Origin of the sequence: Klebsiella sp. BDA134-6, from assembly GCF_015601345.1 — a bacterium.
In the GTDB taxonomy this organism is placed as follows: domain Bacteria; phylum Pseudomonadota; class Gammaproteobacteria; order Enterobacterales; family Enterobacteriaceae; genus Klebsiella; species Klebsiella grimontii.
The window spans coordinates 3,727,485-3,754,185 of record NZ_CP064784.1 but is presented as its reverse complement, the minus strand read 5'-3'; the positions used below and the strand labels follow the sequence as shown (position 1 = coordinate 3,754,185).

General features: G+C 50.4%; 26 protein-coding genes, 2 tRNA genes and 1 pseudogene. 18 read left to right on the top strand and 11 right to left on the bottom strand.

The window, feature by feature from the left end:
* Positions 1–519 precede the first annotated feature (519 nt).
* A tRNA-Asn gene (locus tag IYV58_RS17375) sits at positions 520–595 on the bottom strand.
* Positions 596–695: 100 nt separating this feature from the next.
* Positions 696–1,496, bottom strand: coding sequence for a DgsA anti-repressor MtfA (gene mtfA, locus IYV58_RS17370; RefSeq protein ID WP_162626065.1), 801 nt, complete (start codon positions 1,494–1,496; stop codon positions 696–698).
* Between the two features lie 90 nt (positions 1,497–1,586).
* Between mtfA and IYV58_RS17365 the strand changes: the two genes are divergently transcribed.
* Positions 1,587–1,676 (top strand) — tRNA-Ser (locus IYV58_RS17365).
* Positions 1,677–2,118: 442 nt separating this feature from the next.
* Here IYV58_RS17365 and IYV58_RS17360 read toward each other — a convergent pair.
* The 4 genes from IYV58_RS17360 to IYV58_RS17345 all read right to left on the bottom strand — a co-directional run bounded on the left by IYV58_RS17360 (position 2,119) and on the right by IYV58_RS17345 (position 6,631).
* Positions 2,119–3,576 (bottom strand): glucosyltransferase domain-containing protein, encoded by a 1,458-nt coding sequence (locus tag IYV58_RS17360; protein WP_004122156.1) that lies wholly within the window; start codon positions 3,574–3,576, stop codon positions 2,119–2,121.
* Complete coding sequence (locus IYV58_RS17355) at positions 3,573–4,565, bottom strand: glycosyltransferase family 2 protein (RefSeq protein ID WP_112166245.1); 993 nt, start codon at positions 4,563–4,565, stop codon at positions 3,573–3,575. The genes IYV58_RS17360 and IYV58_RS17355 overlap by 4 nt, the downstream gene beginning before the upstream one ends.
* A complete protein-coding gene (locus IYV58_RS17350; protein ID WP_032741888.1) occupies positions 4,562–4,951 on the bottom strand; it encodes a GtrA family protein in 390 nt (129 codons plus the stop codon). The genes IYV58_RS17355 and IYV58_RS17350 overlap by 4 nt, the downstream gene beginning before the upstream one ends.
* A 609-nt stretch (positions 4,952–5,560) precedes the next feature.
* The gene (locus IYV58_RS17345) at positions 5,561–6,631 is read right to left on the bottom strand and encodes a porin (RefSeq protein WP_004122148.1); all 1,071 of its coding nucleotides are present in this window, start codon (positions 6,629–6,631) and stop codon (positions 5,561–5,563) included.
* 625 nt (positions 6,632–7,256) lie between these two features.
* Between IYV58_RS17345 and drpB the strand changes: the two genes are divergently transcribed.
* The 4 genes from drpB to IYV58_RS17325 are packed head-to-tail and all read left to right on the top strand — an operon-like array spanning position 7,257 to position 10,241.
* A complete protein-coding gene (gene drpB, locus IYV58_RS17340) occupies positions 7,257–7,538 on the top strand; it encodes a cell division protein DrpB (protein WP_004122146.1) in 282 nt (93 codons plus the stop codon).
* Between the two features lie 42 nt (positions 7,539–7,580).
* Entirely contained in the window at positions 7,581–8,276 is a 696-nt protein-coding gene (locus IYV58_RS17335) for a phosphohydrolase (RefSeq protein ID WP_004122145.1), read from the top strand.
* A 56-nt stretch (positions 8,277–8,332) separates the two neighbouring features.
* Positions 8,333–9,766, top strand: coding sequence for a DNA cytosine methyltransferase (locus IYV58_RS17330; protein WP_032742142.1), 1,434 nt, complete (start codon positions 8,333–8,335; stop codon positions 9,764–9,766).
* Positions 9,747–10,241, top strand: a complete 495-nt coding sequence (locus IYV58_RS17325) for a very short patch repair endonuclease (RefSeq protein WP_004122141.1) — start codon at positions 9,747–9,749, stop codon at positions 10,239–10,241. Before IYV58_RS17330 ends, IYV58_RS17325 begins: the two co-directional genes overlap by 20 nt.
* On the opposite strand, the gene yedA is transcribed toward IYV58_RS17325, so the two are convergent.
* Positions 10,216–11,127 carry a drug/metabolite exporter YedA gene (gene yedA, locus IYV58_RS17320; protein WP_004122140.1) on the bottom strand — a complete coding sequence of 304 codons (912 nt, stop codon included), beginning with the start codon at positions 11,125–11,127 and terminating at the stop codon, positions 10,216–10,218. The two genes, IYV58_RS17325 and yedA, sit on opposite strands and share 26 nt — an antisense overlap.
* 184 nt (positions 11,128–11,311) lie before the next feature.
* Between yedA and IYV58_RS17315 the strand changes: the two genes are divergently transcribed.
* The 3 genes and pseudogenes from IYV58_RS17315 (at position 11,312) to dgcQ (ending at position 14,254) form a co-directional block, all read left to right on the top strand.
* Positions 11,312–12,223, top strand: coding sequence for a DUF808 domain-containing protein (locus IYV58_RS17315; protein ID WP_004122138.1), 912 nt, complete (start codon positions 11,312–11,314; stop codon positions 12,221–12,223).
* Between the two features lie 75 nt (positions 12,224–12,298).
* The gene (locus IYV58_RS17310; protein WP_004122136.1) at positions 12,299–12,478 is read left to right on the top strand and encodes a YodC family protein; all 180 of its coding nucleotides are present in this window, start codon (positions 12,299–12,301) and stop codon (positions 12,476–12,478) included.
* A 107-nt stretch (positions 12,479–12,585) separates the two neighbouring features.
* A pseudogene (dgcQ, locus tag IYV58_RS17305) lies at positions 12,586–14,254 on the top strand (cellulose biosynthesis regulator diguanylate cyclase DgcQ).
* Between the two features lie 329 nt (positions 14,255–14,583).
* Here dgcQ and yodD read toward each other — a convergent pair.
* Complete coding sequence (gene yodD / locus IYV58_RS17300; RefSeq protein ID WP_004122130.1) at positions 14,584–14,799, bottom strand: YodD family peroxide/acid resistance protein; 216 nt, start codon at positions 14,797–14,799, stop codon at positions 14,584–14,586.
* A 132-nt stretch (positions 14,800–14,931) separates the two neighbouring features.
* Between yodD and dsrB the strand changes: the two genes are divergently transcribed.
* Positions 14,932–15,120, top strand: coding sequence for a protein DsrB (gene dsrB, locus IYV58_RS17295; RefSeq protein ID WP_004122127.1), 189 nt, complete (start codon positions 14,932–14,934; stop codon positions 15,118–15,120).
* Between the two features lie 41 nt (positions 15,121–15,161).
* Here the strand turns inward: dsrB and rcsA are convergent, their stop codons facing one another.
* Complete coding sequence (gene rcsA / locus IYV58_RS17290) at positions 15,162–15,785, bottom strand: transcriptional regulator RcsA (protein ID WP_004122124.1); 624 nt, start codon at positions 15,783–15,785, stop codon at positions 15,162–15,164.
* Positions 15,786–16,238: 453 nt separating this feature from the next.
* Between rcsA and yedD the strand changes: the two genes are divergently transcribed.
* On the top strand, positions 16,239–16,655 hold the full coding sequence (yedD, locus tag IYV58_RS17285) for a lipoprotein YedD (protein WP_162626064.1): 417 nt from the start codon (positions 16,239–16,241) through the stop codon (positions 16,653–16,655).
* Between the two features lie 51 nt (positions 16,656–16,706).
* Here yedD and amyA read toward each other — a convergent pair whose 3' ends face one another.
* Positions 16,707–18,194: an alpha-amylase gene (gene amyA / locus IYV58_RS17280; RefSeq protein WP_049114928.1), complete on the bottom strand. Its 1,488-nt coding sequence runs from the start codon at positions 18,192–18,194 to the stop codon at positions 16,707–16,709.
* Between the two features lie 201 nt (positions 18,195–18,395).
* On the opposite strand from amyA, the gene tcyJ reads away from it, so the two are divergent.
* The 5 genes from tcyJ (at position 18,396) to sdiA (ending at position 22,722) form a co-directional block, all read left to right on the top strand.
* Positions 18,396–19,196, top strand: coding sequence for a cystine ABC transporter substrate-binding protein (gene tcyJ, locus IYV58_RS17275; protein WP_142446685.1), 801 nt, complete (start codon positions 18,396–18,398; stop codon positions 19,194–19,196).
* 95 nt (positions 19,197–19,291) lie between these two features.
* Entirely contained in the window at positions 19,292–20,278 is a 987-nt protein-coding gene (gene dcyD / locus IYV58_RS17270) for a D-cysteine desulfhydrase (RefSeq protein WP_024359891.1), read from the top strand.
* Between the two features lie 15 nt (positions 20,279–20,293).
* A complete protein-coding gene (gene tcyL / locus IYV58_RS17265) occupies positions 20,294–20,962 on the top strand; it encodes a cystine ABC transporter permease (protein WP_004103458.1) in 669 nt (222 codons plus the stop codon).
* The gene (gene tcyN / locus IYV58_RS17260) at positions 20,959–21,711 is read left to right on the top strand and encodes an L-cystine ABC transporter ATP-binding protein TcyN (RefSeq protein WP_004122108.1); all 753 of its coding nucleotides are present in this window, start codon (positions 20,959–20,961) and stop codon (positions 21,709–21,711) included. Before tcyL ends, tcyN begins: the two co-directional genes overlap by 4 nt.
* Before the next feature lie 288 nt (positions 21,712–21,999).
* Positions 22,000–22,722 carry a transcriptional regulator SdiA gene (gene sdiA, locus IYV58_RS17255; RefSeq protein ID WP_004122106.1) on the top strand — a complete coding sequence of 241 codons (723 nt, stop codon included), beginning with the start codon at positions 22,000–22,002 and terminating at the stop codon, positions 22,720–22,722.
* 66 nt (positions 22,723–22,788) lie between these two features.
* On the opposite strand, the gene IYV58_RS17250 is transcribed toward sdiA, so the two are convergent.
* The gene (locus tag IYV58_RS17250) at positions 22,789–23,013 is read right to left on the bottom strand and encodes a DUF2594 family protein (RefSeq protein ID WP_004122104.1); all 225 of its coding nucleotides are present in this window, start codon (positions 23,011–23,013) and stop codon (positions 22,789–22,791) included.
* 462 nt (positions 23,014–23,475) lie between these two features.
* On the opposite strand from IYV58_RS17250, the gene uvrY reads away from it, so the two are divergent.
* Genes uvrY through pgsA form a run of 3 tightly spaced genes read left to right on the top strand, consistent with a single transcriptional unit; the run spans position 23,476 to position 26,567 of the window.
* The gene (uvrY, locus tag IYV58_RS17245) at positions 23,476–24,132 is read left to right on the top strand and encodes a UvrY/SirA/GacA family response regulator transcription factor (protein WP_004122102.1); all 657 of its coding nucleotides are present in this window, start codon (positions 23,476–23,478) and stop codon (positions 24,130–24,132) included.
* Complete coding sequence (gene uvrC, locus IYV58_RS17240; RefSeq protein ID WP_004122101.1) at positions 24,129–25,961, top strand: excinuclease ABC subunit UvrC; 1,833 nt, start codon at positions 24,129–24,131, stop codon at positions 25,959–25,961. The genes uvrY and uvrC overlap by 4 nt, the downstream gene beginning before the upstream one ends.
* A gap of 57 nt (positions 25,962–26,018) precedes the next feature.
* Complete coding sequence (gene pgsA, locus IYV58_RS17235) at positions 26,019–26,567, top strand: CDP-diacylglycerol--glycerol-3-phosphate 3-phosphatidyltransferase (RefSeq protein WP_004122100.1); 549 nt, start codon at positions 26,019–26,021, stop codon at positions 26,565–26,567.
* The last annotated feature ends 134 nt before the right edge of the window (positions 26,568–26,701 follow it).

The following is a 26,701-nucleotide window of genomic DNA, read 5'->3' as shown; positions in this document are numbered from 1 at the left end:
CTTGTCGAAGCGGTAGCCCTTAGCATGTTTTATGTTGCTGGTGGGAAAGCCAGAACTGCTGATGTTGATAGTCCGGTTTATATGAGATCTGGTAAACCATAACGACTATTATGATGACGTATTGTTATAGCATGATGACTGTCGCTTTTGGCTTTATTTATCTCCAGCGTATGTCGTGTTATGGCTTAAATATGCTTTTCTGTGGTGCGGCTAGTTTATTAATTTGTTAGTTGTTCAGTGTGATGACTTTTGGAGAAAGGTTTTTATGTCCTGCAGGGACGTTGCGTATAGCGCTAGCGGGGAAAGATGCCTGGTGTTGTTATTTTTTGCTTAGAAGTGGGATACCGGTTGAAAAGTCGCTATCGTGCTGAATGGGCTGCAGAGGCTGTCACAGGTTGCGCTAAAGGCGGTGATGATGAGTTAATATTTTCATTGAGATATAAACAGTAGTGCATACCCGAATCCCGGGACGGACAGCAAAAAGCCCGCTTAAGTATCCTTAAGCGGGCTTTTCAAATTTGGCTCCTCTGACTGGACTCGAACCAGTGACATACGGATTAACAGTCCGCCGTTCTACCGACTGAACTACAGAGGAATCGTGTGAACGAGGCGAATACTACTGGTCTCGGATTTTTGTGTCAACACTAAATTTAACTTGCTGATTCAAATGGCTAAATTTAGCGCAGGTCGTTGTTTTAGTGTACTACCGGGTTATCACTATCATCTGGCGGGCTATTCTCACGTAATCTCGCGAGCGGATCCTGACGATAAAAAAGACAGAAACGCTGCCAAAGCGCGGGAAAGCGGGGAGCAAATAGCTCTGGTGCGCTGAAGAAGTATTCAGAGAGCACGGCGAAACATTCTGCAGGATCGGTGGCTGCATACGCATCGATACTCGCGGCGCTTTCACCGACCAGGTCTATCTCATCCTGAATATTGTTCATTGCAGCATGGAGATCGTGTTCCCAGCCCGCCACCTCGCGCAGGGGGATGAAGGGCACGCCGCTTGCGCGATCGCCATTGCGGGTATCCAGTTTATGCGCTACTTCATGGACTATCAGATTGAAACCGGACGCATCGAAGGAGTCCTGAATATCCAGCCAGTTGAGAACAATCGGCCCCTGCTGCCAGCTTTGACCTGATTGTACGATTCGCTGGTTATGCACCAGGCCGATATCATCTTCCCATTCGTCGTCGACGACGAACGGGGCAGGGTAGATAAGCACTTCGTGAAAGCCATCTAACCATTCGATACCCAGTTCGAGAACCGGCAGGCAAAACAATAGCGCGATACGAGCGCTGTGCAGGGGAGTAAGCTCAAGCCCCTGTAAGGCAACCAGACGCTTTTGTTGCAAAAAGCGGGAAGCCATCTGCACCAGCTGCTGCTGCTCATGTTCGGAGAGGTTGGCTAATACAGGAATGGCAAGCGCCTTTTCCCAGGGGATTTCCGCGTTGCCGGACTCTTCATCTACTTTCCAGGGCCATTTAAATATCATATTGCTCGCAAAGTCGTCACTTGAACTGAATTAAAGAGACAGGAACTATTAAAATGCCAAAGAACCTGGCATTATAGCAACCTCAACAGCGGAGAGATGCCGGAGCGGCTGAACGGACCGGTCTCGAAAACCGGAGTAGGGGCAACTCTACCGGGGGTTCAAATCCCCCTCTCTCCGCCAATTATTTAGAAAAATCAATAAGTTGAATGTCGCTTTTAATTTTTCTCTGCAAAATCCCCGCATTAAAATTTCTTTCTATCGCTCTGTTTTCCCATCCCTAATGCTGTCTTTTTTACCATGTTGCCTCTTGTTGGGCATCCACTTTTATCTTCTTTAGTTCACAAGCTCACATTCTTAACAACAACATAGCCCGTCTTGCATCCCTGATAACAAAGCAGTCAACTGCCCTTGCTACACATAGATTCTGTAGAAGTATCTTAAAGAGAAGGGATGATGGATGGAAAGGAGCGAACTCAGGAAAGCACTGGAGCAGGGATTGTTGTCAAGTGAGCGCATGGGGTGATAGAGAAACTTATGACCCTGACCTGAGCTGCCGGGATAAAAAGATCCCGTGCGGCTCTGGCGCGGGATCATCTTTCTGCATGCCGGGGGGCGAAAAGATTCAATAGTTGGAGGTTGAACTCCTCATGGCATCGCCCGTTTTTATAATGATGCAATCAGTGGTGCATTGCTCCTTTGCCGTCAGAATAACATTTTCTGGAAGCCTGAAATGCATGGACTTGCTGATTAAGATTTGCTCCGCCATCCCCTTGATAGCCCAGGGGGCCGCAAGTGATATATTGCCAAACTCGTCATAACGTTGTGTTTTAGTAAAGGCATTATAGGCGGGATCTTGAATGTCAAAAAGAACATCCCCTGTAAATGTTTTTCCCACCTTGTAGGAAAGTGCGCTTGCTAATGCGTTTAACTCTGATTTTTGTGGGATAATGAAACCATTAAAGATATTGTATGAGGCAGCGATCATCGCGAATACCGTCAATATGGGGAGCGCTTTTTTTGCAATATTGAGTTTGCTAGTCAAGGCATCCACCCCAATAATGATAAGAGCGCACGTGAAAAATTCCAGTGCTATCAGTGACCTATATGCAGCCCAGTTTTCCTTGACTAATAAGTTTGGAGAGTAGGCGCCAATCCCCATGATAATAAACATGAGCACCTTAATAGGTCCTGATTTGCCTTTTATTATTGAAAATAAACCTATTGCGCAAATTATTAATGACAGCGTTGTGAATAAGGTGCCAGGGGTTATATTAAAGTTGTTGATGGCGTTAATCAATGGTTCTTTGACAAACCATCGTAATTTCTCAAGTGGATTATTCGTTAACTCGGCACGTGCAATTGAACTGCCATATAACCATACAGGTATAAATTTTGAAAATAGCAGACTAGCAAGCATGCCGATAAATAAAACTGCGCCACTGATTAAAACAATGCTGATGGAAAATGGTTTGTCTTTTTTCAGGCAGTTATCAAGCATGACGAAAAATAAAAATGCCATCGCCGTTGGTTGGTATATGGCAAATGCAAACCATAAAATAATGACGGATGCTGCAAATCTTATAATTGTCGTTTTTTTATTGGTGGGCTTTAATGTCGCATAACTTATTCCGGCAAGGAGTATAGATAGTACAAAAGGGAAACATGTCGCCCAGGAGTTATATACTTGTATGGCGGGTGCCAAACATATTAATAAAGGGAAGGTGATCGTTGTTATGTTACGCTTGAATATGTTTCTTTTTTCTATAAATAAAAAGAGGAACAAACAAAATATAAAAACCGTTATTATGGTGAAAAATCTAAGATAGGCAAGGTCATCGATATTGTGAACTAGCGTAAAGGCAAGTCGTCTGGCAATGGCATACAAGGGCCTGCCGGATTGCATATCCCATTGAAATGGAGAACCTTTCCCTGAAAAAACATCAGAAAGTGTCGACCAATCATCTGAAAATGCGTAACTAAATATAATGGTTGGGCTGTAAACTAAGAAAATTGCCGCGAGGTAAAGCATTGCAATAACTCTTTTAGTGTAGGGCGTCATTCGTTCATCCATGGTGTTCATTGCTCGCCTCTCATTTCGTATTTTGCTACCTCTTCGATAAAATATTTTGGCCGGTTTTTGGATTCCATGTATATTTTTCCAACGTATTCACCAATTATCCCTAAAGAAAGCATCTGGACGCCGCCAAGGAAGAAAATCGCAATCATAACAGATGTCCAACCCGCAACGGTATTTCCCTGGATCTTCTCAATGAGGGCATAGATTGCAGCTATTGTAGATAGAAGGCATGTGGTAATCCCAGTGGCGGCGATCATCCGTAATGGGGTAATTGTCAGAGACGTTATTCCTTCTAACGCCAGTGCTACCATCTTTTTCAAGGGGTATTTTGACTCGCCTGCAACCCTTTCATCTCTGCTATAATAAACGCGGGTAGACTTATAACCCAACAAAGGGATTAGCCCCCTTAAGTATAAGTTTTGTTCTTTAAAATCCTTTAATGCTGTCAACGCTGTCCGGCTAAGAAGCCTGAAGTCCGCATGGTTAGGAACCTGATTGACACCCAGCCTTGACATCAGAGAATAGAATTTATTGGCTGTTGTCCTTTTGAATACTGAGTCGCTACTTCTGTTGTCGCGTACGCCATAAACAATCTCAAACCCTTCATTATATTTGTCTATCATTTTCTCAATGCAACTTATATCATCCTGTAAGTCTGCATCTATACTTACAGTAACGTCCGTATCCGCGTTTGCTAACCCCGCCAGCAGGGCTATCTGATGGCCCCGGTTCCGTGATAATTTCAAACCGCGAACGAACGACTTTTCCTGCGATGTGGATTTGATTTGTTCCCAGGTGTTGTCTTTACTGCCATCATCGACAAAGAGGATATAACTATTTCGAGCGATTTTTTCTTTTGCAAGGAGGTTTTTTAATACAGTGGCAAGCCCCTCCACGCAGTATGGAAAGGCGTCTTTTTCATTATAACAAGGAACAACGATTGCTAACGAAGGTATTTCACTCCTCGTGCGGTTTATATTTATTTCTTTCATTTCATTGACCAGTGTTTGTTTATAATAAAACCAGCTGTTGTGTAAATAATCATTCCTACAACTTGTGCTGTATAGATAGCATTAGGTATAACGATGAAAAAAACTTTCATTGCTATTATATTTAAAATATAACAAAAAACACATGTGGATACGAATTTGATAAATCTCAGGGGGTTTAAGGTCGTTGAGAAAGTGAACTTCGCATTCATTATAAAGCTGAAAATAATGCCAACGACATAACCTGCTGCATTTGAAGGGTAGACACCCGCACCGGCATGCATAAGGCCAAATATAACAACTGCGGTTATTGCTGTATTTGCCAGGCCAACGATAATGTACCTGACCGCTTCTCTGGATGTGTTTTTTTTCAAGGTATGATTAATCATTTATTGATTTACATCAATTTTATAAAAGGAAAATTAAGAGATTAAATGCGCGATCGATATAAGCAATAAGCTCCCGGATGATAAATATTTGACGCCAACTCGTGGTCTGTGTCAACCAGGGTTTTTATCACAGTAGACATATTCCTCGACGGATGTTGTTTACGCTTCTCCACCCGAGTTTGTTTGGATGTGATTATGCCGAATGGAGACTATAAAAGCGGGAAAGCTATCGGGGGCATGAGTTCTGGTGCGGTCATTACCAGGCAGTCCTGCGGGATTAACAGTGTCTACTGTAGCGGTAACGATATTTATGCGCGTAATTTGTTTGGCTTACGGAGAAAAACAGGTTAAATCTACCGGATAGGGTGGAAGGTAAAAGTATTGTGAATACCCTGTTTTTTTATTGTTGATTTCATGGTTTAAATGATTAAGTTAAAATCTCGAAAACCGGAGTAGGCGCCACGCATTCGTGGGAAATCTCCTCTTCATAGTTTACTGCATATAGATCGCAACACTCTATTTTTCTGCCATGTAGCGATACAGGATGACTATCCGTTGGTAAAAACGAAAAAACCCGCACAAGGCGGGTTTTAGCGTAGCTATACAATCTTAAAACTGGTAGGTGATACCCACAGCGAACTGATCGTCGGTGGCTGCGCCACTTACCGCCGCGTCTTCATCATCCATCAGATTGAATTTGTATGCGGTGTAAACGTTGAAGTTTTTGTTGAAATAGTACCAGGTACCCAATTCAACGTAGTTCATGATATCCGCATTGGTGTCTTCTTTGGCGCCCAGGTCTTTACCTTTCGCGTAGACATAGCCCAGGGACGGACGCAGGCCGAAATCAAATTGATATTGCACAACGGCTTCGATGTTTTGCGTGTGATTGGCAAAACTGCCAAAAGTCGTTTTCTCCAGCGGAGTCATGTTACGGGATTCACCATACATGACTGATGCATACAGATTATTTGCATCGTATTTAGCCGCCAGGTTCCAGACTTCAGCTGTCTCGCCCCGCTTGTCCGCTGCTTGCTCATCAGTACGATCGGAGTTGCTGTAAGCGCCAACGAAACCGAAGCCGTCGATGTTGTAGTTAACGGAGAAACCGAAACCGTCGCCGTTTGATTTTTTCGCGGTGGTGTCGTTGTTTTTACCCTGATACTGCAGAGCAAAATTCAGACCATCCACCATGCCGAAGAAGTCGGTGTTACGATAGGTTGCTACGCCGTTGGTACGGCCGGTCATGAAGTTATCGGTGTAAACCAGACCGTCACCGCCCCACTCAACGAGCATATCGGTGTAACCCGCCGCGTCATAAACCACGCCGTAGTTACGACCATAATCGAATGAGCCGTAATCGCTGAATTTCAGACCAGCGAATGCTAAACGGGTAGCGCTGCCCTGCTGACCTTCCGGTTTGTCCGCTTTGATGTTGTATTCAAACTGGCCATAACCGGTCAGTTCGCTGCTAATCTGGGTTTCGCCTTTAACGCCGAAACGCGCATAGGAGGTATCGTCAGAATTGTTGTTGTCGCCATCATGGGTCATGATGTGTTCGCCAACCATTTTGCCGTAGAAATCCAGTTTGTTGCCGTTCTTATTATAGATTTCTGCTGCATTAGCCGCGCCAGCGACTAATAAAGCTGGAACCAGAATTGCCAATACTTTTCTTTTCATTATATATTCCCTTTTAATCATAATTAATATGAATTGTGTCATTCCTTCCGGGGTGACTATTTGATATTAGCGATTAAGTTCATTTTTCTTTAAATCAAATATGTAACTAAATTATATCTAATATTGCAAAATGTTTCAGTTATATTCTTTATATTAAAATTGTATTGTTTTGTGATAAATTATTTTCCGTGTTTATAGCTTTTAATAACATGGACTTATGGTTATTCATTGATTGAATTTTGTCGTTGATGAGTTTCATGTGTTCTATGTGTCATCATTTAATATTGATTTTATGAATAATTATTTGCTCGTGTTTAAACGTGGAGTTTTCTTTCAGAGAGTGGTCTGAGTAAGAGTGGTTGATGGTGAAATGAGGGGCTGGGGAGGGGGAGTGGGAAATGGCCAGAAATTAAATGCCATTCATTAATTTGTATTATTTAAAAATGGAATAAATTCATTGAGTATATATAGCCGGTATTATGACAATGAAGCAGGTTGATGCACAGAAATGCATCGGGCAGAGAGAAATGCTGTCTTGCAAGAATTTTCGCTATATAATGTGATGGATGTCACTATTTTTGACTGGCAAGTGATGTTGCTTGTTGAGTACATGGAGAGCAAATGAATGGAAGATAAAGCGAAAAGAAGTCCTGGTGGAAAACTGGCGCTGTGGGCATTTTATGCTTTTTGTGGTTATTTTCTGTGGGCGATGGCGCGGTACTGGTGGGTTGTCGGGCAGATTCAAAGCGTGCCCGGCGCCACGATTGACGGTGAACTTGGTTCAACGAGTGGGAAGTGGATTGGTGCCCTGTTGGGGTTTCTGGTGTTAGGTATCGTGGGGACCATTCTTGGTGCAATTGCGTGGTACACGCGCCCCAATCCGCAGATCTATGAACATCACGAATAAAGTTGCTATGCTCGTTGCTGGCCTGACACCTAAGGAACATGCATGGACCTTTTTCACTGGCAGCAACGATTTGAAACCTGGCTAACCGAACATCACGCGCAAGGGGATGCGGCTCATGATATTTCGCATTTCCGCCGCGTTTGGGCCACTGCGCAGCGACTGGCCGAAGATACGGATGCTGACCGTCTGGTGATCCTGACTGCCTGCTACTTTCATGACATCGTCAGCCTGGCGAAAAACCATCCTGAGCGTAGCCGCTCTTCTGCGATGGCGGCGGAAAAAACGCTGGCTATCCTCCAGTCAGCTTTCCCTGATTTCCCCGTCGAACGCTACGCGGCGGTTTTACACGCTATTGAAGCGCACAGTTTTAGCGCGGCGATTGCTCCGCGAAGCGAAGAAGCGAAAATCGTCCAGGACGCCGATCGACTTGAGGCGTTGGGGGCGATTGGCCTGGCGCGCGTTTTTGCCGTGTCCGGCGCGTTGAACAATATCTTGTTTGATGCCAGCGATCCCTTTGCCGACCGGCGGGAATTAAATGATAAAACCTACGCGCTGGATCATTTCCAGTGCAAGCTGCTGCGTTTACCGCAAACGATGCAGACCGAAAAGGGCAGGGCAATGGCGATACACAATGCGCGCTTTCTGGTGCAGTTTATGGCCAAGCTCAGCGCGGAGCTTCGCGGAGACCCAATGGCTATTGATGACGAGGTTTTGCAGCGCTTTAACCCACTCGCGTAAAACTGGCTGCGCTATTTATGGTAACCTCTGCAAAAATAGTCGGGCTGGTTGAGGTTATGGCGCAAAATTTATCCAAGGAAAATCCCCCGTCTTTGAAGGTTGAACATACCGGAGAAGACGCGCAGGCGCTATTGCGCCAGCTGATGGCGATATACGATGTCAAAACGCTGGTCGCGCAGCTGGTCGCCGTCGGCGAGCAGCACTGGAGCCCGGCTATCCTCAAGCGCGTTGCGACGGTAGCGCGCGCGGCAGGTCGCATATCCCACCAGGAGCAGGCCCACCTGCGTACGCTCCTGCCGCAGCCGCCTGCGCATCATCCGCATTATGGATTCCGCTTCGTCGACCTGTTTGCCGGTATCGGCGGCATTCGCCACGGTTTTGAAGCGATTGGCGGGCAATGCGTGTTTACCAGCGAGTGGAATAAACATGCGGTGCGCACCTATAAAGCCAACTGGTACTGCGATCCTGAGCAGCATCGTTTCAATGAAGATATCCGCGATGTGACTTTAAGCCATCTCCCTGAGGTGAGCGATGAAGACGCGGCGCAGCATATACGCCAGACTATCCCGCAGCATGACGTACTGCTGGCCGGCTTTCCCTGCCAGCCGTTTTCACTCGCCGGCGTGTCGAAGAAGAATGCCCTTGGTCGCGCTCACGGCTTTGCCTGCGAAACGCAGGGGACGCTGTTTTTTGACGTGGTCAGGATTATCGCCGCCCGTCAGCCGCCGATTTTTGTTCTGGAGAACGTCAAAAACCTGAAGAGCCACGATAAGGGGCGGACGTTTCGTATCATTATGCAGACGCTGGATGAGTTGGGTTATGAGGTTGCTGATGCGGCTCATACTGGAGCGGATGATCCGAAAGTGATCGACGGGCGTCATTTTTTACCTCAGCACCGGGAACGCATTGTGCTGGTGGGTTTTCGGCGTGACCTCAAGCTGCATGAGGGATTCACCCTGCGTGATATCGCCACTCTCTATCCCTCCGTTCGCCCGACTTTCGGCGAGCTGCTGGAACCCGCCGTTGATGACAAATTTATCCTCACCAGAGTGCTGTGGAAATATCTCTATCGCTATGCGCGCAAGCATCAGGAGCGAGGGAACGGCTTTGGCTACGGGCTCGTTGACCCAACGAATCCGCACAGCGTGGCGCGTACGCTGTCTGCCCGCTACTACAAAGATGGTGCGGAGATCCTTATCGATCGCGGTTGGGATCGGCCTTTAGGCGAAAAGTCTTTTGACGATCCTGAAAACCAGCTTCGGCGGCCGCGTCGGTTGACTCCCCGCGAGTGTGCGCGTCTGATGGGATTTGAAGCGCCGCAGGGGTATCATTTTCGCATTCCGGTATCGGATACCCAGGCCTATCGCCAGTTTGGCAATTCGGTTGTTGTGCCGGTCTTTGCGGCGGTAGCGAAGCTGCTGGCGCCGCGTATTGCAAGAGCGGTGGCTTGCCGTGAGCAAGAGATTGACTATGGCCGACGTCCACGATAAAGCCACCCGCAGTAAAAACATGCGCGCGATCGGCACCCGCGATACGGCGATTGAAAAACGGCTGGCGGGACTGTTGGCGCGTGCGGGATTTTCCTTTACCGTGCAGGATGCCGCGCTGCCCGGCCGCCCGGATTTTGTGGTGGCCGAGTATCAGTGCGTTATCTTTACCCACGGCTGCTTCTGGCATCATCATAATTGCTACCTGTTTAAGGTCCCCGCGACGAGAACTGAGTTCTGGCTGGATAAAATAGCCAAAAATGTGGCGCGCGATCGCCGGGATATCGGCATCCTGGCGGAGCAGGGATGGCGGGTGCTGGTGGTCTGGGAGTGCGCGCTGCGCGGGCGCCAGAAGCTTAGCGACGAAGCGCTGGGGGAACGGCTGGAAGAGTGGATCTGCGGCGGTGGGAACTGCGCGCAGATCGATACGCAAGGTATAGGTCTGTTAGACGTTACTTCTCCGCCTTACAGGAGGTGACATCGCGGCGAGCCGGGAGCAGGTACTTGCCGAGCGTGACCAGAACGACGGCGAAGATGATGATTCCCAGCGCCAGCCACTCTACGGCGGATAGGCTTTCGCCGGCAAAACCGGTGCCTAATAGCACGGCGACCACCGGGTTAACGTAGGCGTAGCTGGTCGCTACCGCCGGTGTTACGTTGCGAATCAGATACATATAGGCGTTGATGGCGATAAGCGAACCAAAGATCGCCAGATAGGCGACGGCAAAAATGCCGGACCACGACGGCATCTGGGTTAATTTTTCTCCAGTTAGCGAGGAGGCGATCATAAGTACGATGCCTGCCGCCAGCATCTCAATGGCGCCCGCCATCATCCCCGTCGGTAGCTCGATTCGCGAGCCGTAGACGGAACCAAACGCCCAGCTCATTGAACCGATAAGTATCAGCAGCGCGCCCCAGGGGTTACCGTTCAGGTTGCCGCCGCTGTTGAGCAGTACGATCCCCGCGAGACCAATAGCGATACCCAGCCATTCAAGTTTGCGGGTCGCAATACCAAAAAAGCGGCTAAAGCACAGGGTGAACAGCGGCACCGTTGCGACCATGACCGCCGCAATACCGGAGGGCACATGCTGGTGCTCGGCGAGAGTGACAAAACCATTACCCACGGCCAGCAGTAACACGCCAATCAGCGCCGCGTTGAGCAGCGGCTTTCGCGCAGGGAGCTTATGGCCGGTTGCCAGTAGCCAGGCGGTCAGCAGTGCGCCTGCGGAAAGGAAGCGCACGCCAGCCATCATTAGCGGGGGCCAACTGGCGACGCCGACGGCGATAGCGAAATAGGTGGAACCCCAGATGATATACAGCGCAAACAACGCCCCGATGAGCGGTAACAGCTGACGGGTAGACATACTTCCTCACGACGGTACAGAGACAGAAAGGGGGAGATATAGTAAACGTGAAAACTCTCGTGCTGGCGAGCGCTTTAATTCGCCTGCTATGGTTAAATTTTTGTTGACTATGGACACTGGTGGGCGAAAAAGCGCTTTTGCTTCATACTTCAGGAGGAACAACCATAAATGAAGGAATGCAATTTTGGCGGGAAGTAGTCTATTAACCTTATTGGATGATATTGCCACGTTACTCGATGATATTTCGGTCATGGGGAAACTGGCAGCAAAAAAAACGGCAGGCGTATTGGGAGACGATTTATCGCTTAATGCTCAACAGGTCACCGGCGTGCGGGCCAACCGCGAATTGCCGGTCGTTTGGGGGGTAGCTAAAGGCTCATTGATCAATAAAGTGATCCTGGTGCCGCTGGCGTTGTTGATCAGCGCCTTTATCCCGTGGGCGATTACCCCGCTGCTGATGGTGGGGGGCGCGTTTCTCTGCTTCGAAGGCGTCGAGAAGGTGCTGCACAGTCTGCAGGCGCGGAAGCATAAAGAGGATCCGCAGGTTCGCCGGCAGCGGCTTGAGGCCCTGGCGAACCAGGACCCCATGGCTTTTGAACGGGATAAGGTGAAAGGGGCGATACGCACCGATTTTATTCTGTCAGCTGAAATTGTCGCGATTACGCTGGGGATTGTGGCTGAAGCGCCGTTATTAAATCAGATCCTGATTTTATCCGGCATTGCGCTGCTGGTGACGGTGGGGGTTTACGGTCTGGTGGGGATCATCGTCAAGCTTGATGATATGGGCTACTGGCTGGTGGAGAAAACCAGCTCGCTGGCGCAGTGGTCAGGCAAAGCTTTGTTGGCAATTGCGCCCCGCCTGATGAAAGTATTGTCCATCGTTGGCACGCTGGCGATGTTCCTGGTCGGCGGCGGTATTGTGGTCCACGGTATTGCGCCGCTGCACCATGCCGTTGAAAATCTGGCCCATGGGCAGAATGCGGTGATTGCCTCGCTGTTGCCAACGGCCGCCAACCTGGTGCTGGGATTCATCATTGGCGCCATCGTGTTGGCTGGAGTGAAAGCGATTGCCGCTCTTCGTCGTCCGGCGAAGTAAATGTGCTCCTGCTCATGCAAAGTGGTTCAGCTTCGTCTAAGGTAAATCTGTTTCTTCCTGATACCGGAGGCAAAAATGGTCTTGTTGGTCAGTGATGAAGTGAGGCGAAAAAACGGCGGCCCTCGTATGGTCGTTACCGGGTTCGCCAGCGGCATGGTGGAGTGCCGCTGGTATGACGGTTACGGCGTTAAGCGCGAGGCGTTTCGTGAGGATGAACTTATTCGCGGAGGGGGAGGGAAGTCGAATCGCACCTGACCCTTTATCAGCGCCCGGCATTCGTCGGGCGTTTTCATAATAGTGATTATTTTACAAACAGGGAGCGTGGATGACGTTTGCTTCTTTAACCGTGCTGCGAGAAAACGATGGATAAGCTGATATGGGTGGAAAAATTGCGTCAGATTTTAAGCCCCGGATATGTGGTTAATCTCTGTTTTTTTATCGTCTTCTGCTTCTCCACGCTGCTGATATGGCGTGAGATCAAGGTCCTGGAAGAGGCCTACGTCGCAAACCAGCGCAATAATCTTGAAAACGTGGCCCATGAGTTCGACAGCCTGCTGCAGTTTAATATCGACAGAATGATTTTTTTTCGTAACGGTATGCAGTCGGCGCTGGGTACGCCGTTGGATTTTGCCGCGCTGCGTAAGGCCGAAGAGGATTACTTAACAAAGCGGCACGATCCCATATGGTCGGTTGAGATCCATAACCGCCGGACGCTGCCGATCTACGGCGTTGCGGATGCCTTTGTCGATGGCGACGCGCTTCTTTCCCGTGATAATCCCTTTTCCGGCAATGAGCTCATGGCCACACTGGAGTTGGGTTATATGTTGCGTCTGGCCAATAACAACCGTGGATTTGCGAAACGCATGCTGTACGTGTCGCGCAGCGGTTTTTTTTACGACGACCGAGCTGCCGAAAAATTCAACGCAGGCGCTGGCCCTCTATTCGCGGGCAACAGGCGCTGCATGGTTTACCCGACAAACGCAGCGGAATAATCCTGCCCGCGGAATTGTGTGGCAAACGTTCCCCGATGATGAATCGCAGCGCGAAATGCAGGTGGTAACGGCATCTATTCCGCTTGATTTCCAGCGCCACTGGCTCGGCGTTCTGGCGATGGATTTCTCGGTTCAGGAGATGAAAACGTTTCTGGTCAATGCGATAAAAACGGGCGAGGAAGGCGAGTACCAGCTTTATGATAATCGACTCAATTTAATTGCCTCTTCTGCGCCGGGCAACGTGCTGACGCTGCTGTCGCCGCGTGAACAGGAGATGCTAAGCCGCGCGTCCTCCCATGAGAATCAGGGCGGGATTCGCCTGGTAACGCGTTATATTAGCTGGGAAAATTTACGCAATTTTGATGGAGTGCTGATCCGTATCCATACTATCCAGGAAGGGGTCCGCGGTGATTTTGGCAGCATCACCATTGCGCTGATGCTGATGTGGTTAATGTTTACTTTTATGCTGCTGATCTCCTGGCTGGTCATTCGTCGAATGGTGCGCAACATGAGCGTGCTGCAGACCTCGCTGGAATGGCAGGCCTGGCATGATGCGCTGACCCGTTTATTAAACCGCGGCGCGCTGTTTGAACGCGCTATTGCGGAAACTCGTCTGAGCGAGCGTCTGAAGCGACCTGTGGCGGTGATTCAGCTCGATCTGGATTATTTTAAAAGCGTTAACGATCGCTTCGGTCATCACGCGGGGGATCGCGTACTGTCGCTGGTGGCCAGCACTATCGCCAGCCATATTCGGCAAGGCGATCTGGCGGGGAGGGTTGGCGGGGAGGAGTTTTGCATTGTGCTGCCGAATACCCCATTAAAAGAAGCGAAGGTGATTGCTGAACGGATCCGTATCCGCATCAATAGTCGCGAGATTTTGCTGGGAAACAGCACCTCTTTGCGTATTACCGCTTCGCTAGGGGTGAGCGCCAGCGATGATACCGGCGAATATAACTTCGAAAATTTGCAGTCAGTTGCCGATCATCGCTTGTATCTGGCCAAGCAGGATGGGCGCGATCGGGTCTGCGCTGAAGGGTGAAAGAAATTTCTTTTGTGAATAAATTGAATTGAAATCATCCACTGCGGTTATTTTAGTGAGATTATTCTTAAAAATCGTTTGGCGGCAGTCGGACGTTCGTGGAAGAACGAAGTGTTGGAGTCCTTGCCTGGCGAGCTTTGCCAGCGTGACGATGAAGCTAAGTCACTTTTTTCAATAATTTGCCTCATGAATGTTTGTTGTCATGCAAAATAATTGAGGGTAATGTTTGTAGCGCATCGGATATCCTGATGTAACGAATTTTCAAGTGCTTCTTGCATTAGCAAGCTTCATCCCGACTCCTGCGAGTCGGGATTTTTTTCGCGCAGAATTCAGCGGTTGGCTTCGGTGACGCTGAAGTCATGGATATCGAGTTCAAAGGCCTCAGCCAGCTCGCGCCAGGTATGGTAATCCCGGCCATCAATACTGACGCGGTGGGGATCGTCTTGCGTACGCTGCACTTCACTTTCGCTGATTTCATTAATCGCCGCCAGCAGGGCGTCAACATCAACGCCGCCTGCGCCTTTATTTTCTTTGGCGGTTTTCATTTCGGCTACCTCGCTTAACTCAGATAGGGCCACTTAAGTATAGACGGTCTAGAAAAACAGCAGTTACCGGGCTGGACACTGCGCGATCGGCTGTTTTGTTCTACACTGGCTCAAAAATAGAGGAGATGAGTTATGCAGGTAAACGATCGTGTCACGGTGAAGACCGATGGTGGCCCACGTCGATCGGGTGTTGTGCTGGCGATAGAGTCGTTTAGCGAAGGGGTAATGTATCTGGTATCACTGGAAGATTATCCGCTCGGCATATGGTTTTTTAACGAGCACGGGCATCCTGACGGTATTTTCGTTGAGCGGGACGAGTGACTTGCCGCAAGTGAACTGGCGGCAGCGGCCGCCAGCGTCTTTCAACGCAGGTTGACATGAATTCCGGACGTGATGTTTTCAGTCAGTCGTACGATGTGATAAATCACCTGTTTATTGTGGGTGTGAATTTTCTTTTTAATATTGCCCTTGTGCGATGAGACGGTCTTCGCCTTAATGTTCATCTGCGCTGATATGTGCGAGGTTCCGTGACCAGCCATCCACATCTGCAGCATATTTGACTCGGTCTGGCTTAAGGTCAGCGTGGGGATATTAAGCCGGGTAGCGCGATAGTTCTCATATTTTAGGCGGATGGCGAGAATGTCATCCAGGTCTTTTTCGGTGAGAGATTTAGAGCAAATAAGTAAGTTTTTACGTACCAGCAGGTAATGGTCGAAATGAATATTCGCCAGCGACATAAAGATCACAAATAGCGTTGCAGGATACTGGCTAATGATTTGCCGGATAAGCTGGTTGCTGTCTTCATGATGAATAAAGCAATCTTCGTTGATAAATACCACTGAAGGGCGGCTGGCCTCGCAGAGGGTTTTCAGGCTTTGAGCACTGTGAACTTCAGTGATATCTCGCTTCCTTACCCCCCTGCCAGTCAGGTACCCGGTTAATCCCAGCCGGGTGAAGCTGCACAAATCCATAATAATCGTTGACATGACCCATCCTCAATCAACACGTAACGATAATTTATTCCTCGCCGATAAGCGATGAAGTCCATTTTGTTAGCAATAAAAACGACTGCTGCCATGGAACCATTAGGCAGCCTGAACTATTTCGTAATAAGCCCCATAATTTGCCAGGAATATTCTCAAAGTAAAGGCTACAAATCGCTATGTGGAGGAAATAAAAACATTCAATACCCGTCATATACAGGATGGTCATTTTTGTGGTTTTTTAAAATAGGATTATCCTTATATTGAATGGTTAAAATAACATCTTCTCATTTATTGGTTTTATAAGATAAGTAAGAATAACTTAACATTCGAAGGCAAATTTTAGCCATATTGGTTGAGGACGGCGGCGTCTTGCTGCGCTGCTCCCCGATCCGGGAAGGGTGGCGAGCTTAACGCTTTAATGCCACAATGTTTTTTTATCGGTTTGTGGGATGGATGATGAAAAAGATAGTGTTTGCTGGTGCTCTGCTGACCCTCGCCGGGTGCGTTCAGGTTGATAGCTACAGCGATGTTGTTAAAGCGCCAGCCCCGACAGGGCTGGAAGGATACTGGCAATCGGCAGGCCCGCAGAGCGAAATGATGAGCCCGGAGGCGATCGCCAGCCTGATTGTGACCAAAGAGGGTGACACGCTTGACTGTCGTCAGTGGCAGCGGGTCATTGTCCTGCCGGGGAAATTAATGAAGCGTGATGACGCGGTTTATAACGTCACCTCCGCTTTGGATGTCTATCCGATTGAGCGCGAAGGTGATACCTTGAGCTACGATCGGATGACGCTTAAAAGGGTGAATCGTCTCACTCCGGAATGTGAACTGGCATGGAAAAAAGCGTCAGCGGATAAAAGCGGACAATAAGCTTTTTGCGGGCTGAAAACCTTCTCAGCCCGCGGCGTTTCCCCCCGTATTTTACAGCACCTCTTCAATAACCCAGACGCTCACGCTGCCGCCGTTACAGGTAAAAATGCCGTTTCCTTCATCGTCGGTTTCAACGATTTCCTCGCGGTTGCCGAGAAAATCCCGCCAGCGTTTATTACGGTAGTTTTCGCCCAGAGGCAGCGTTTTTTCGCCGTCGTCGCCGTTGGAAAGCACGACCACGCAGCCCGGATCGTCCTCGGTGCCGCTTCGGCTGAAGGCGATACAGTTCGGGTGATCGAACCACAGCGTTTGTACGCCGTGAGCAAAACGCTGACGGGCATCGATCAGCTCATGTAATTGCTCAATCACCGGCATCTCAATGGCGTAGGTCTCGCCGTCGCCGCCGGTGTCCTCATAGCTTGCGCCGAACAGATCGGCATAAAAGACTGACGGAACGCCGTTCTCACGTAACAAAATCAGCGCATAGGCCAGCGGCTTGAACCAGGCCTCAACCGGCGCCTCCAGCGCCTGCAGCGGCTGGGTGTCGTGGTTAGTCACCAGAGTCACGGCGTGGAACGGGTCGGCTTCCACCAGCGTGCCGCTAAAAATCTGGCTCATGTCGTAGTCGCGACCCTGCCGCGAGGCTTCATGGAATTTCATCTGCAGGGGGGCGTCGAAGAGCATCGTCTTGCCGTCAACCATGGCGATATACTGCTGGAGTTTATCGACTTCGTGCGACCAGTATTCCGCGACGATAAACAGCGGTTTTGTCGCGACCTCCTGGACGTGGTCGATCCACTCTTTATAAAACCAGGCGGGGATATGCTTAACCGCATCGAGGCGAAAGCCGTCGCAGCCGGTTTGTTCCATCACCCAACGCGCCCAGTACTTAATCTCCTCGGTCACCGCCCGATTACGAAAGTCGATATTTTCGCCCATCAGGTAGTCGAAGTTACCCATTTCATCATCGACCTGATCGTTCCATCCCTCCCCGGTGTAGTCGTTGACGATTTTAAACACGCCATCTTCGTCGGGATTCTCGATATGATCGATGCCGCTGAAGCACTTATAATCCCAGATGAATTCAGAGTATTGACCGGCCCGTACCGGAAAGGTGTAGCGTGTCCAGGCTTCACACTCGATAATCTCATCGGCGATTTGCGTGCGGTCGTTTTGATCAACACGCTGAATGCGTACCGGCTCTTTCTCATCCGCCCCCATTTTGTGGTTGACCACCACGTCGAGCAGCACGGCGATATCGTGCTCGCGCAGCGCGGCGATGGCGGCCAGTAGCTGGGTTTTATCGCCGTATTTCGTGGCGACAGACCCCTTTTGATCGAACTCGCCGAGATCAAACAGATCGTAGCAGTCATAACCGACCGAATATCCTCCGGAAGCACCCTTATAAGCTGGGGGCAACCAAATCATATTGATACCGATTTCATTGAGGTTCGGCGCCAGGGCCTCGACTTCACGCCATAATTCGCCGCCGGTGGGGTAGTACCAGTGAAAGCACTGCAGTAACGTGGGGTTTTTCATCTTCCATGCTCCAGACGTCATCAAGCTGACTATTGCAGTATGAGAGATATCCAGCAAAATGCAGACGTTTCGCCTACGTTTTCCCTATGCCCTAAAAGGCATCATATATAATAATTTGGAATAAGATGTAGCGTATCGATGTTGGTGACCAGGGCTAAACGCCTTACACTATTGCAAAATATCACTCTGTTAGGGGTATCTATGAAATTAGCACTTCTGGGTCGTCAGGCGCTGATGGGCGCAATGGCTGTTGTATTAATGGTTGGCGTCAGCGCAAAAACCTTTGCGGCTGAAAATCTGCTCAATCAGGTTAAAGAGCGCGGCACGCTACGCGTTGGCCTGGAAGGGACTTATCCGCCATTCAGCTACCAGGGAGATGACGGTAAGCTGACCGGTTTCGAGGTGGAATTTGCTAACGAGCTGGCAAAACACCTTGGCGTGAAAGCTGACCTTAAACCCACTAAGTGGGACGGCATGCTGGCTTCGCTGGACTCTAAACGTATCGATGTGGTGATCAACCAGGTCACTATTTCCGATCAGCGTAAGAAAAAATATGACTTCTCGACGCCGTACACCATCTCCGGGATTCAGGCGCTGGTGAAGAAAGGTAACGAAGGCGTGATCAAAACCGCTGCTGACCTGAAAGGTAAGAAAGTTGGCGTTGGTCTGGGCACCAACTATGAAGAGTGGTTGCGCCAGAACGTACAGGGCGTCGACATTCGTACCTATGATGATGACCCGACGAAATATCAGGATCTGCGCGTAGGCCGTATCGACGCTATCCTGGTTGACCGCCTGGCGGCGCTGGATTTGGTGAAGAAAACCGGCAATACCCTGGCTGTGACCGGGGAGGCCTTCTCCCGTCAGGAGTCCGGCGTTGCGCTGCGTAAAGGTAATGAAGACCTGCTGAAAGCGGTTGATGGCGCCATTGCGGATATGCAAAAAGACGGCACCCTGAAGGCGCTGTCGGAAAAATGGTTTGGCGCTGACGTGACGAAGTAACGGCTGGCGATGAAAAAAGGCGCTCTTGATAGCGCCTTTTTTTATTTCGAGCGCCATAGCGTGCATAATCAAGGATAACTCAGTCAGGAGGTCTTATGTCACTGCAAAATTTAACCCTTTTCCCGCGTCTGGAACTGATTGGCGCGCCGACGCCGCTTGAATATCTGCCGCGCTTGTCCGATTACCTTGGCCGCGAAATCTTTATCAAGCGTGATGATGTGACCCCGCTTGCGATGGGGGGCAATAAACTGCGTAAGCTTGAGTTCCTGGCCGCTGATGCGCTGCGGGAGGGGGCGGATACGCTGATTACCGCAGGGGCTATCCAGTCCAACCACGTGCGCCAGACGGCGGCCGTGGCCGCAAAACTGGGCCTGCACTGCGTTGCGCTGCTGGAAAACCCAATCGGCACCCGGGCTGAGAACTACCTGACTAACGGTAACCGTCTGCTGCTTGACCTGTTTAATACTCAGGTCGAAATGTGCGACGCACTGACCGATCCGAATGCGCAGCTGGAAGAGCTGGCGACCCGTATCGAGGCTCAGGGCTACCGTCCGTACACGATCCCGGTTGGCGGTTCGAACGCGCTTGGCGCGCTGGGCTACGTGGAAAGCGCGCTGGAAATTGCTCAGCAGTGCGAAGGGGCGGTTGAGCTCTCCTCCGTGGTCGTCGCGTCCGGCAGCGCCGGTACGCATGCGGGTCTCGCCGTGGGGCTTGAGCAACTGATGCCCAATGCCGAACTTATCGGCGTGACTGTGTCGCGCAAGGTGGCCGACCAGCTGCCAAAAGTGGCTGCGTTGCAGCAGGCGGTGGCCAATAGCCTGGAGCTTGAGGCAAAGGCCGGGATTCAGCTGTGGGATGACTACTTTGCGCCGGGTTACGGGACGCCGAACGACGAAGGGATGGCCGCGGTGAAGCTACTGGCGCAGCTGGAAGGTATCCTGCTGGATCCGGTTTATACCGGGAAGGCGATGGCTGGACTGATTGATGGCATTAGCCAGAAACGCTTTAAGGATGAAGGCCCAATACTGTTTGTTCACACCGGTGGCGCCCCTGCGCTGTTCGCCTATCATCCTCATATCTAATGCAGAACACATAGAATGCAAGAAAGTATCCAACTGGTGATCGATTCTGCGCCTTTTCTGCTGAAAGGTGCGGTATTTACCCTACAGCTCAGCATCGGCGGCATGTTTTTTGGCCTGGTGCTGGGGTTTATTCTGGCGCTGATGCGCATGTCGCCCGTCTGGCCGATTAAGTGGCTGGCGCGGATGTATATTTCCATCTTTCGCGGAACGCCGCTGATAGCGCAGCTGTTTATGATCTATTACGGCTTACCGCAGTTTGGTATTGAGCTGGATCCCATTCCCGCGGCGATGATCGGCCTGTCGCTTAATACGGCGGCCTACGCGGCGGAAACGCTGCGCGCAGCGATTGCCTCGATTGATAAAGGGCAATGGGAGGCGGCAGCGAGTATCGGGATGACGCGCTGGCAGGCGATGCGCCGCGCTATTCTTCCCCAGGCCGCGCGTGTGGCGCTACCGCCGCTGTCCAACAGTTTCATCAGCCTGGTGAAAGATACGTCGCTTGCGGCTACGATCCAGGTGCCGGAACTGTTCCGCCAGGCCCAGTTGATCACTTCCCGAACGCTGGAGGTTTTCACCATGTACCTGGCCGCTTCGCTTATCTACTGGGTAATGGCGACGGTGCTTTCTACGCTGCAGAACTATTTTGAAAATCAGCTGAACCGCCAGGAGCGAGATCCAAAATGAGTGCGATTGAAGTCAAAAACCTGGTGAAAAAATTCCATGGACAAACGGTACTCCACGGTATTGACCTTGAGGTTCAACAGGGTGAAGTGGTGGCGATCATCGGTCCCAGCGGTTCGGGGAAAACGACGCTGCTGCGCAGCATTAATCTCCTGGAGCAGCCGGAAAGCGGCACGATTCGCGTAGGCGACGTGACGATTGATGCCGCGCGCAGCATTAACCAGCAAAAAGCGGCGATTCGTCGTCTGCGTCAGCATGTGGGCTTTGTGTTTCAGAACTTTAATCTGTTTCCCCATCGTACGGTGTTGGAAAACATTATCGAAGGGCCGGTCATCGTCAAGGGGGAGGATAAAAATGAATCCATTGCCCGGGCGCGTGAACTGCTCACGAAAGTTGGGCTTACTGGTAAAGAGAATAGCTACCCGCGCCGTTTGTCCGGCGGGCAGCAGCAGCGCGTGGCGATTGCTCGCGCGCTGGCGATGCGTCCCGATGTTATTCTGTTTGATGAGCCAACGTCGGCGTTAGACCCGGAGCTGGTCGGTGAGGTTCTCAATACCATTCGTCAACTGGCGCAGGAGAGGCGCACGATGGTTATCGTGACCCATGAAATGAGTTTTGCCCGCGACGTAGCGGACCGCGCTATTTTTATGGATCAGGGGCGCATCGTTGAACAGGGAGAAGCGAAATCCCTGTTTGCTAATCCTCAGCAGGCGCGTACTCGACAGTTCCTCGAAAAATTCCTGATGCAATAATCTCCTTGCGCTGGCCGCATTCGCTCAGGCGGATGCGGCAGACCGCGAAGAATTTCCGGTTGTTCAGCAAAAAAGCCTCCCCAGATATTGGCGCTCATCAACGACGATACCTCTGTCAAGGTTTTGTGCCACATCAATTGGCATAATTTTTTAACGCGTCTGGCGCTTTTGCCAACCGCAGTCTAATAAATGCGGTGGCTACCATTTTTTATACATATAAGCAGGGTTTATGTGTTAGCTTTATGTATTTATAATAATGATTATCACTCAGGAGTTATTTGGTCAGTTATGAGGGACAATGATTTTTTCAGCTGGCGGCGGGAAATGCTGCAACAATTTCAGTCAGTTTCTGTAGGTGAGGGGGTTTTTCATCTTCTCCAGCAGCAGGCAAAAGGGCTGGAATATGACTACTTCGCACTCTGCGTAAGGCATCCTGTGCCTTTTACTCGCCCCAGGGTCACGCTGCAATCAACTTATCCGCAGGCCTGGATGGCGCATTATCAAGCCGAGAATTATTTTGCGATCGACCCGGTACTGCGTAAGGAGAATTTTCTTCGTGGCCATTTGCCCTGGAACGATAAGCTATTCAACGATACGCCTGAATTATGGAACGGCGCGCGCGACCATGGATTACGCAAGGGCGTGACGCAGTGTCTGACCCTGCCTAACCATGCTCAGGGATTCCTGTCGGTTTCAGGCGCAAGCCATAGCCAGGGCCCCTTTGCGGAAGACGAACTGGAGATGCGCTTAAGAACCCTAACCGAATTGAGCCTGCTGACGCTCTTGCGTCTGGAGGACGAGATGGTTATGCCGCCGGAAATGAAATTTAGTCGACGTGAACTGGAAATTTTGAAATGGACAGCAGAAGGGAAAACCTCGGCTGAGGTCGCAATGATTCTGTCTATCTCAGAAAATACCGTCAATTTCCACCAGAAGAATATGCAGCGAAAATTCAATGCGCCAAACAAAACCCAAATTGCCTGCTATGCCGTGGCGACGGGCCTAATTTGATCTCATTGGTGTTCTGCGTGCCAGACGTAAGACCGGCTGTTAGTAATACCTTCAGCCGGTAAATGATTACTGACGATATGCCTGTTTAATTTGCTTAACGGTGCTGGAGAATACGGCAGCCTGAGCCTCATCTTCCATCTGCGCGATTTGCTTTTCCATTTTAATAATCACGCGGCCTGCATCAGCCTGACCCATGGCCTGCAGCATCAGCGTTATCATTGCTTTCAGACACGAAACTTCCTGTGCCAGTTCTTGATTATTTTCCGCAGTGGAAAAATCTGGTGTGCTCATCGATATCCTCGGTTGCTTTCTGCGCAAATGCGCATGACTAAAAGTGAAGGCGGCGCAGTATACCACAAGCAAAGGAAAAAAAAGGAGTGCTGGATTTCCGTTCTTTCATCCGAATGGTGAATGATTTAATTGACTGAATAATACGTATTCATGAGGGCTAAGCGGGTTAATTTTTTCATGGCGCTGTTTTCGTGTTAATAATTGTTACATATTCAGGCGCTTATTTATGGCCTACGCATTGTGTTGTGTTTTTACGTAATCTGTATGATGAATGTTAAAAAATAACTATTGCACAACTCTATGTTATGTATGGCTTTCCAGCAGGTGTGCAGACAAATTTCCATCGCTGCGTAAGAAATCTTTCCCAGAACATTTTTTGGCTTTTAAAATTAGGTTAAAACCCGGTAATATGTGGGAGATAAGCTATCAGTAGCGTTATCCCTAATTCTGGAGAATATTCCTTTGATCAACGTCCTTCTTGTTGATGACCACGAACTGGTGCGCGCAGGGATACGACGCATTCTGGAAGATATAAAAGGGATTAAAGTTGCCGGCGAGGCCTGCTGCGGTGAAGATGCCGTGAAATGGTGCCGCGCGAATCCCGTAGATGTAGTCCTGATGGATATGAACATGCCGGGTATCGGCGGCCTCGAGGCTACGCGAAAAATTGCCCGTTCCGTTGCTGATGCCAAAGTGATTATGCTTACCGTGCATACGGAAAACCCGCTGCCGGCAAAAGTGATGCAGGCCGGTGCTGCTGGCTACCTTAGTAAAGGCGCCGCGCCGCAGGAGGTCGTGAATGCAATTCGCTGCGTGGCATCGGGCCAGCGTTACATCGCCTCTGATATCGCCCAGCAGATGGCTCTCAGCCAGATCGAACCGGAAAAGGCGGAGTCGCCGTTTGCCAGTTTGTCTGAGCGAGAATTGCAGATTATGCTAATGATTACCAAAGGTCAGAAGGTCAACGAGATCTCAGAGCAGTTGAATCTGAGTCCGAAGACCGTGAACAGCTACCGTTACCGCATGTTCAGTAAATTGAATATTCATGGTGACGTGGAGCTGACGCACCTGGCAATTCGCCATGGCCTGTGCAATGCGGAGTCGTTAGCAAGTCAGTGAGTGATGTTTTTGACGCAAAAGCTTTCCTGAAAACAGTGACCAGCCAGCCGGGCGTCTATCGGATGTATGATGCTGGCGGTACTGTCATCTATGTAGGCAAAGCGAAAGACCTGAAAAAGCGGCTTAGCAGCTATTTCCGTAGCAACCTGGCTTCGCGTAAAACCGAAGCGCTGGTGGCGCTTATCGCCCAGATAGACGTCACGGTGACCCACACCGAGACGGAAGCGCTGCTGCTTGAGCACAACTACATCAAACTATACCAGCCGCGTTACAACGTGCTGCTGCGCGATGATAAATCCTATCCCTTTATTTTCCTTAGCGGCGATACGCATCCTCGCCTGGCGACGCATCGCGGGGCGAAGCACGCTAAAGGTGAATATTTTGGCCCATTCCCTAACGGTTACGCGGTTCGCGAAACGTTAGCGTTGCTGCAAAAAATCTTCCCCATCCGCCAATGCGAGAACAGCGTCTATCGCAACCGTTCTCGGCCGTGCCTGCAGTACCAAATTGGCCGCTGTCTGGGGCCGTGCGTCGCCGGACTGGTGAGCGAGGAAGAGTATGCCCAGCAGGTCGACTACGTGCGTCTGTTCCTTGCGGGTAAAGACGATCAGGTGCTGACCCAGCTGATTGCCCGTATGGAAAAAGCGAGTCAGGCGCTGGAGTTTGAAGAGGCGGCGCGGATCCGCGACCAGATTCAGGCCGTACGCCGGGTAACGGAGAAGCAGTTCGTCTCCAATACCGGGGACGATCTGGACGTTATCGGCGTGGCGTTTGATGCTGGAATGGCGTGCGTCCACGTGCTTTTTATACGCCAGGGGAAAGTTCTTGGTAGCCGCAGCTATTTCCCTAAAGTGCCCAATGGCACCGAGCTGGGTGAAGTGGTGGAAACGTTTGTCGGGCAGTTCTATTTACAGGGCAGCCAGATGCGTACGCTACCGGGCGAAATCCTGTTGGATTTTAACCTCGGCGACAAAACCCTGCTGGCGGATTCGCTCTCGGAACTGGCCGGGAGGCGGGTTAACGTACAGACTAAACCCCGCGGCGATCGCGCCCGCTACCTGAAGCTGGCGCGAACTAACGCCGCGACCGCGCTGACCACCAAACTTTCCCAGCATTCGACGATTACCCAACGCCTGCGGGCGCTGGCGACATTGCTCAAGCTTCCTGCCGTCAACCGGATGGAATGCTTTGATATCAGCCATACGATGGGTGAACAAACGGTTGCGTCATGCGTGGTTTTTGATAGCAACGGACCGCTACGAGCGGAGTATCGCCGCTACAATATCACCGGCATCACGCCGGGAGATGATTATGCGGCGATGAACCAGGTTCTGCGTCGTCGTTACGGCAAGGCAATAGAAGAGAATAAAATCCCCGATGTCATTCTGATCGACGGCGGTAAAGGCCAGCTTGGGCAGGCGAAAGCGGTTTTTGCCGAACTTGATGTGCCGTGGGATAAAAATCATCCTCTACTATTGGGCGTGGCAAAAGGCAGCGATCGTAAAGCAGGGCTGGAGACGTTATTCTTCGAACCAGAAGGCGAGGGTTTTAGCCTGCCGCCGGATTCTCCCGCGCTGCATGTGATTCAGCATATTCGCGACGAGTCGCACGATCATGCCATTACCGGCCACCGTAAGAAACGGGCAAAAGTAAAAAGCACCAGCACGCTGGAAACCATTGAGGGCGTCGGACCCAAACGCCGACAGATGCTGCTGAAATATATGGGCGGTCTGCAGGGGTTGCAGAAAGCCAGCGTCGAAGAAATTGCGCAAGTACCGGGTATATCTCACGGTCTGGCAGAAAAGATCTTCTACTCGTTGAAACATTAGGGGCTCTGTAGCAACATAGGGCTAATTTTTACTTACAACAGATAGTTACCCGTTACTATGCAATTTAATATCCCTACATTGCTTACCCTGTTTCGCGTCATTCTTATTCCTTTCTTTGTACTGGCGTTTTACCTGCCGTTTACCTGGGCGCCTTTTGCCTGCGCGCTGATTTTCTTTGTTGCCGCCGTGACCGACTGGTTCGATGGTTACCTGGCGCGTCGCTGGAATCAGAGCACCCGTTTCGGTGCCTTTCTCGATCCGGTTGCCGATAAAGTTATGGTTGCCATTGCGATGGTCCTGGTTGCCGAGCATTATCATACCTGGTGGGTGACGTTACCGGCCGCCACGATGATCGCTCGTGAAATTATTATCTCCGCACTGCGCGAGTGGATGGCTGAACTGGGCAAGCGCAGCAGCGTTGCGGTATCCTGGATAGGCAAAGTAAAGACCACCGCGCAAATGGCGGCGCTGGTGTGGATGCTGTGGCGGCCAAATATCTGGGTCGAGTGGGCGGGAATTGGTCTGTTTCTCGTGGCGGCAGTGCTGACGCTATGGTCTATGCTGCAATATTTGAACGCGGCGCGCGGCGATTTGCTTGATCAGTGATCGTTTCGGCGCAATTTTCAGCAAACAACACAAGGTTTTAAAAAATATCGTTGACTCATTGCGCCAGGTAAGTAGAATGCAACGCATCGAACGGCAGCACAGTCTGGCAGACGATAACAAAATCAAGTAATTAG

Excerpts from the sequence above, each read along its gene's own strand:
- mtfA (WP_162626065.1), bottom strand. The coding sequence starts at position 1,496 with ATGATATTTAAATGGCCCTGGAAAGTAGATGAAGAGTCCGGCAACGCG.
- IYV58_RS17360 (WP_004122156.1), bottom strand. The coding sequence starts at position 3,576 with ATGAACACCATGGATGAACGAATGACGCCCTACACTAAAAGAGTTATT.
- IYV58_RS17355 (WP_112166245.1), bottom strand. The coding sequence starts at position 4,565 with ATGAAAGAAATAAATATAAACCGCACGAGGAGTGAAATACCTTCGTTA.
- IYV58_RS17350 (WP_032741888.1), bottom strand. The coding sequence starts at position 4,951 with ATGATTAATCATACCTTGAAAAAAAACACATCCAGAGAAGCGGTCAGG.
- IYV58_RS17345 (WP_004122148.1), bottom strand. The coding sequence starts at position 6,631 with ATGAAAAGAAAAGTATTGGCAATTCTGGTTCCAGCTTTATTAGTCGCT.
- drpB (WP_004122146.1), top strand. The coding sequence starts at position 7,257 with ATGGAAGATAAAGCGAAAAGAAGTCCTGGTGGAAAACTGGCGCTGTGG.
- IYV58_RS17335 (WP_004122145.1), top strand. The coding sequence starts at position 7,581 with ATGGACCTTTTTCACTGGCAGCAACGATTTGAAACCTGGCTAACCGAA.
- IYV58_RS17330 (WP_032742142.1), top strand. The coding sequence starts at position 8,333 with ATGGCGCAAAATTTATCCAAGGAAAATCCCCCGTCTTTGAAGGTTGAA.
- IYV58_RS17325 (WP_004122141.1), top strand. The coding sequence starts at position 9,747 with ATGGCCGACGTCCACGATAAAGCCACCCGCAGTAAAAACATGCGCGCG.
- yedA (WP_004122140.1), bottom strand. The coding sequence starts at position 11,127 with ATGTCTACCCGTCAGCTGTTACCGCTCATCGGGGCGTTGTTTGCGCTG.
- IYV58_RS17310 (WP_004122136.1), top strand. The coding sequence starts at position 12,299 with ATGGTCTTGTTGGTCAGTGATGAAGTGAGGCGAAAAAACGGCGGCCCT.
- yodD (WP_004122130.1), bottom strand. The coding sequence starts at position 14,799 with ATGAAAACCGCCAAAGAAAATAAAGGCGCAGGCGGCGTTGATGTTGAC.
- dsrB (WP_004122127.1), top strand. The coding sequence starts at position 14,932 with ATGCAGGTAAACGATCGTGTCACGGTGAAGACCGATGGTGGCCCACGT.
- rcsA (WP_004122124.1), bottom strand. The coding sequence starts at position 15,785 with ATGTCAACGATTATTATGGATTTGTGCAGCTTCACCCGGCTGGGATTA.
- yedD (WP_162626064.1), top strand. The coding sequence starts at position 16,239 with ATGATGAAAAAGATAGTGTTTGCTGGTGCTCTGCTGACCCTCGCCGGG.
- amyA (WP_049114928.1), bottom strand. The coding sequence starts at position 18,194 with ATGAAAAACCCCACGTTACTGCAGTGCTTTCACTGGTACTACCCCACC.
- tcyJ (WP_142446685.1), top strand. The coding sequence starts at position 18,396 with ATGAAATTAGCACTTCTGGGTCGTCAGGCGCTGATGGGCGCAATGGCT.
- dcyD (WP_024359891.1), top strand. The coding sequence starts at position 19,292 with ATGTCACTGCAAAATTTAACCCTTTTCCCGCGTCTGGAACTGATTGGC.
- tcyL (WP_004103458.1), top strand. The coding sequence starts at position 20,294 with ATGCAAGAAAGTATCCAACTGGTGATCGATTCTGCGCCTTTTCTGCTG.
- tcyN (WP_004122108.1), top strand. The coding sequence starts at position 20,959 with ATGAGTGCGATTGAAGTCAAAAACCTGGTGAAAAAATTCCATGGACAA.
- sdiA (WP_004122106.1), top strand. The coding sequence starts at position 22,000 with ATGAGGGACAATGATTTTTTCAGCTGGCGGCGGGAAATGCTGCAACAA.
- IYV58_RS17250 (WP_004122104.1), bottom strand. The coding sequence starts at position 23,013 with ATGAGCACACCAGATTTTTCCACTGCGGAAAATAATCAAGAACTGGCA.
- pgsA (WP_004122100.1), top strand. The coding sequence starts at position 26,019 with ATGCAATTTAATATCCCTACATTGCTTACCCTGTTTCGCGTCATTCTT.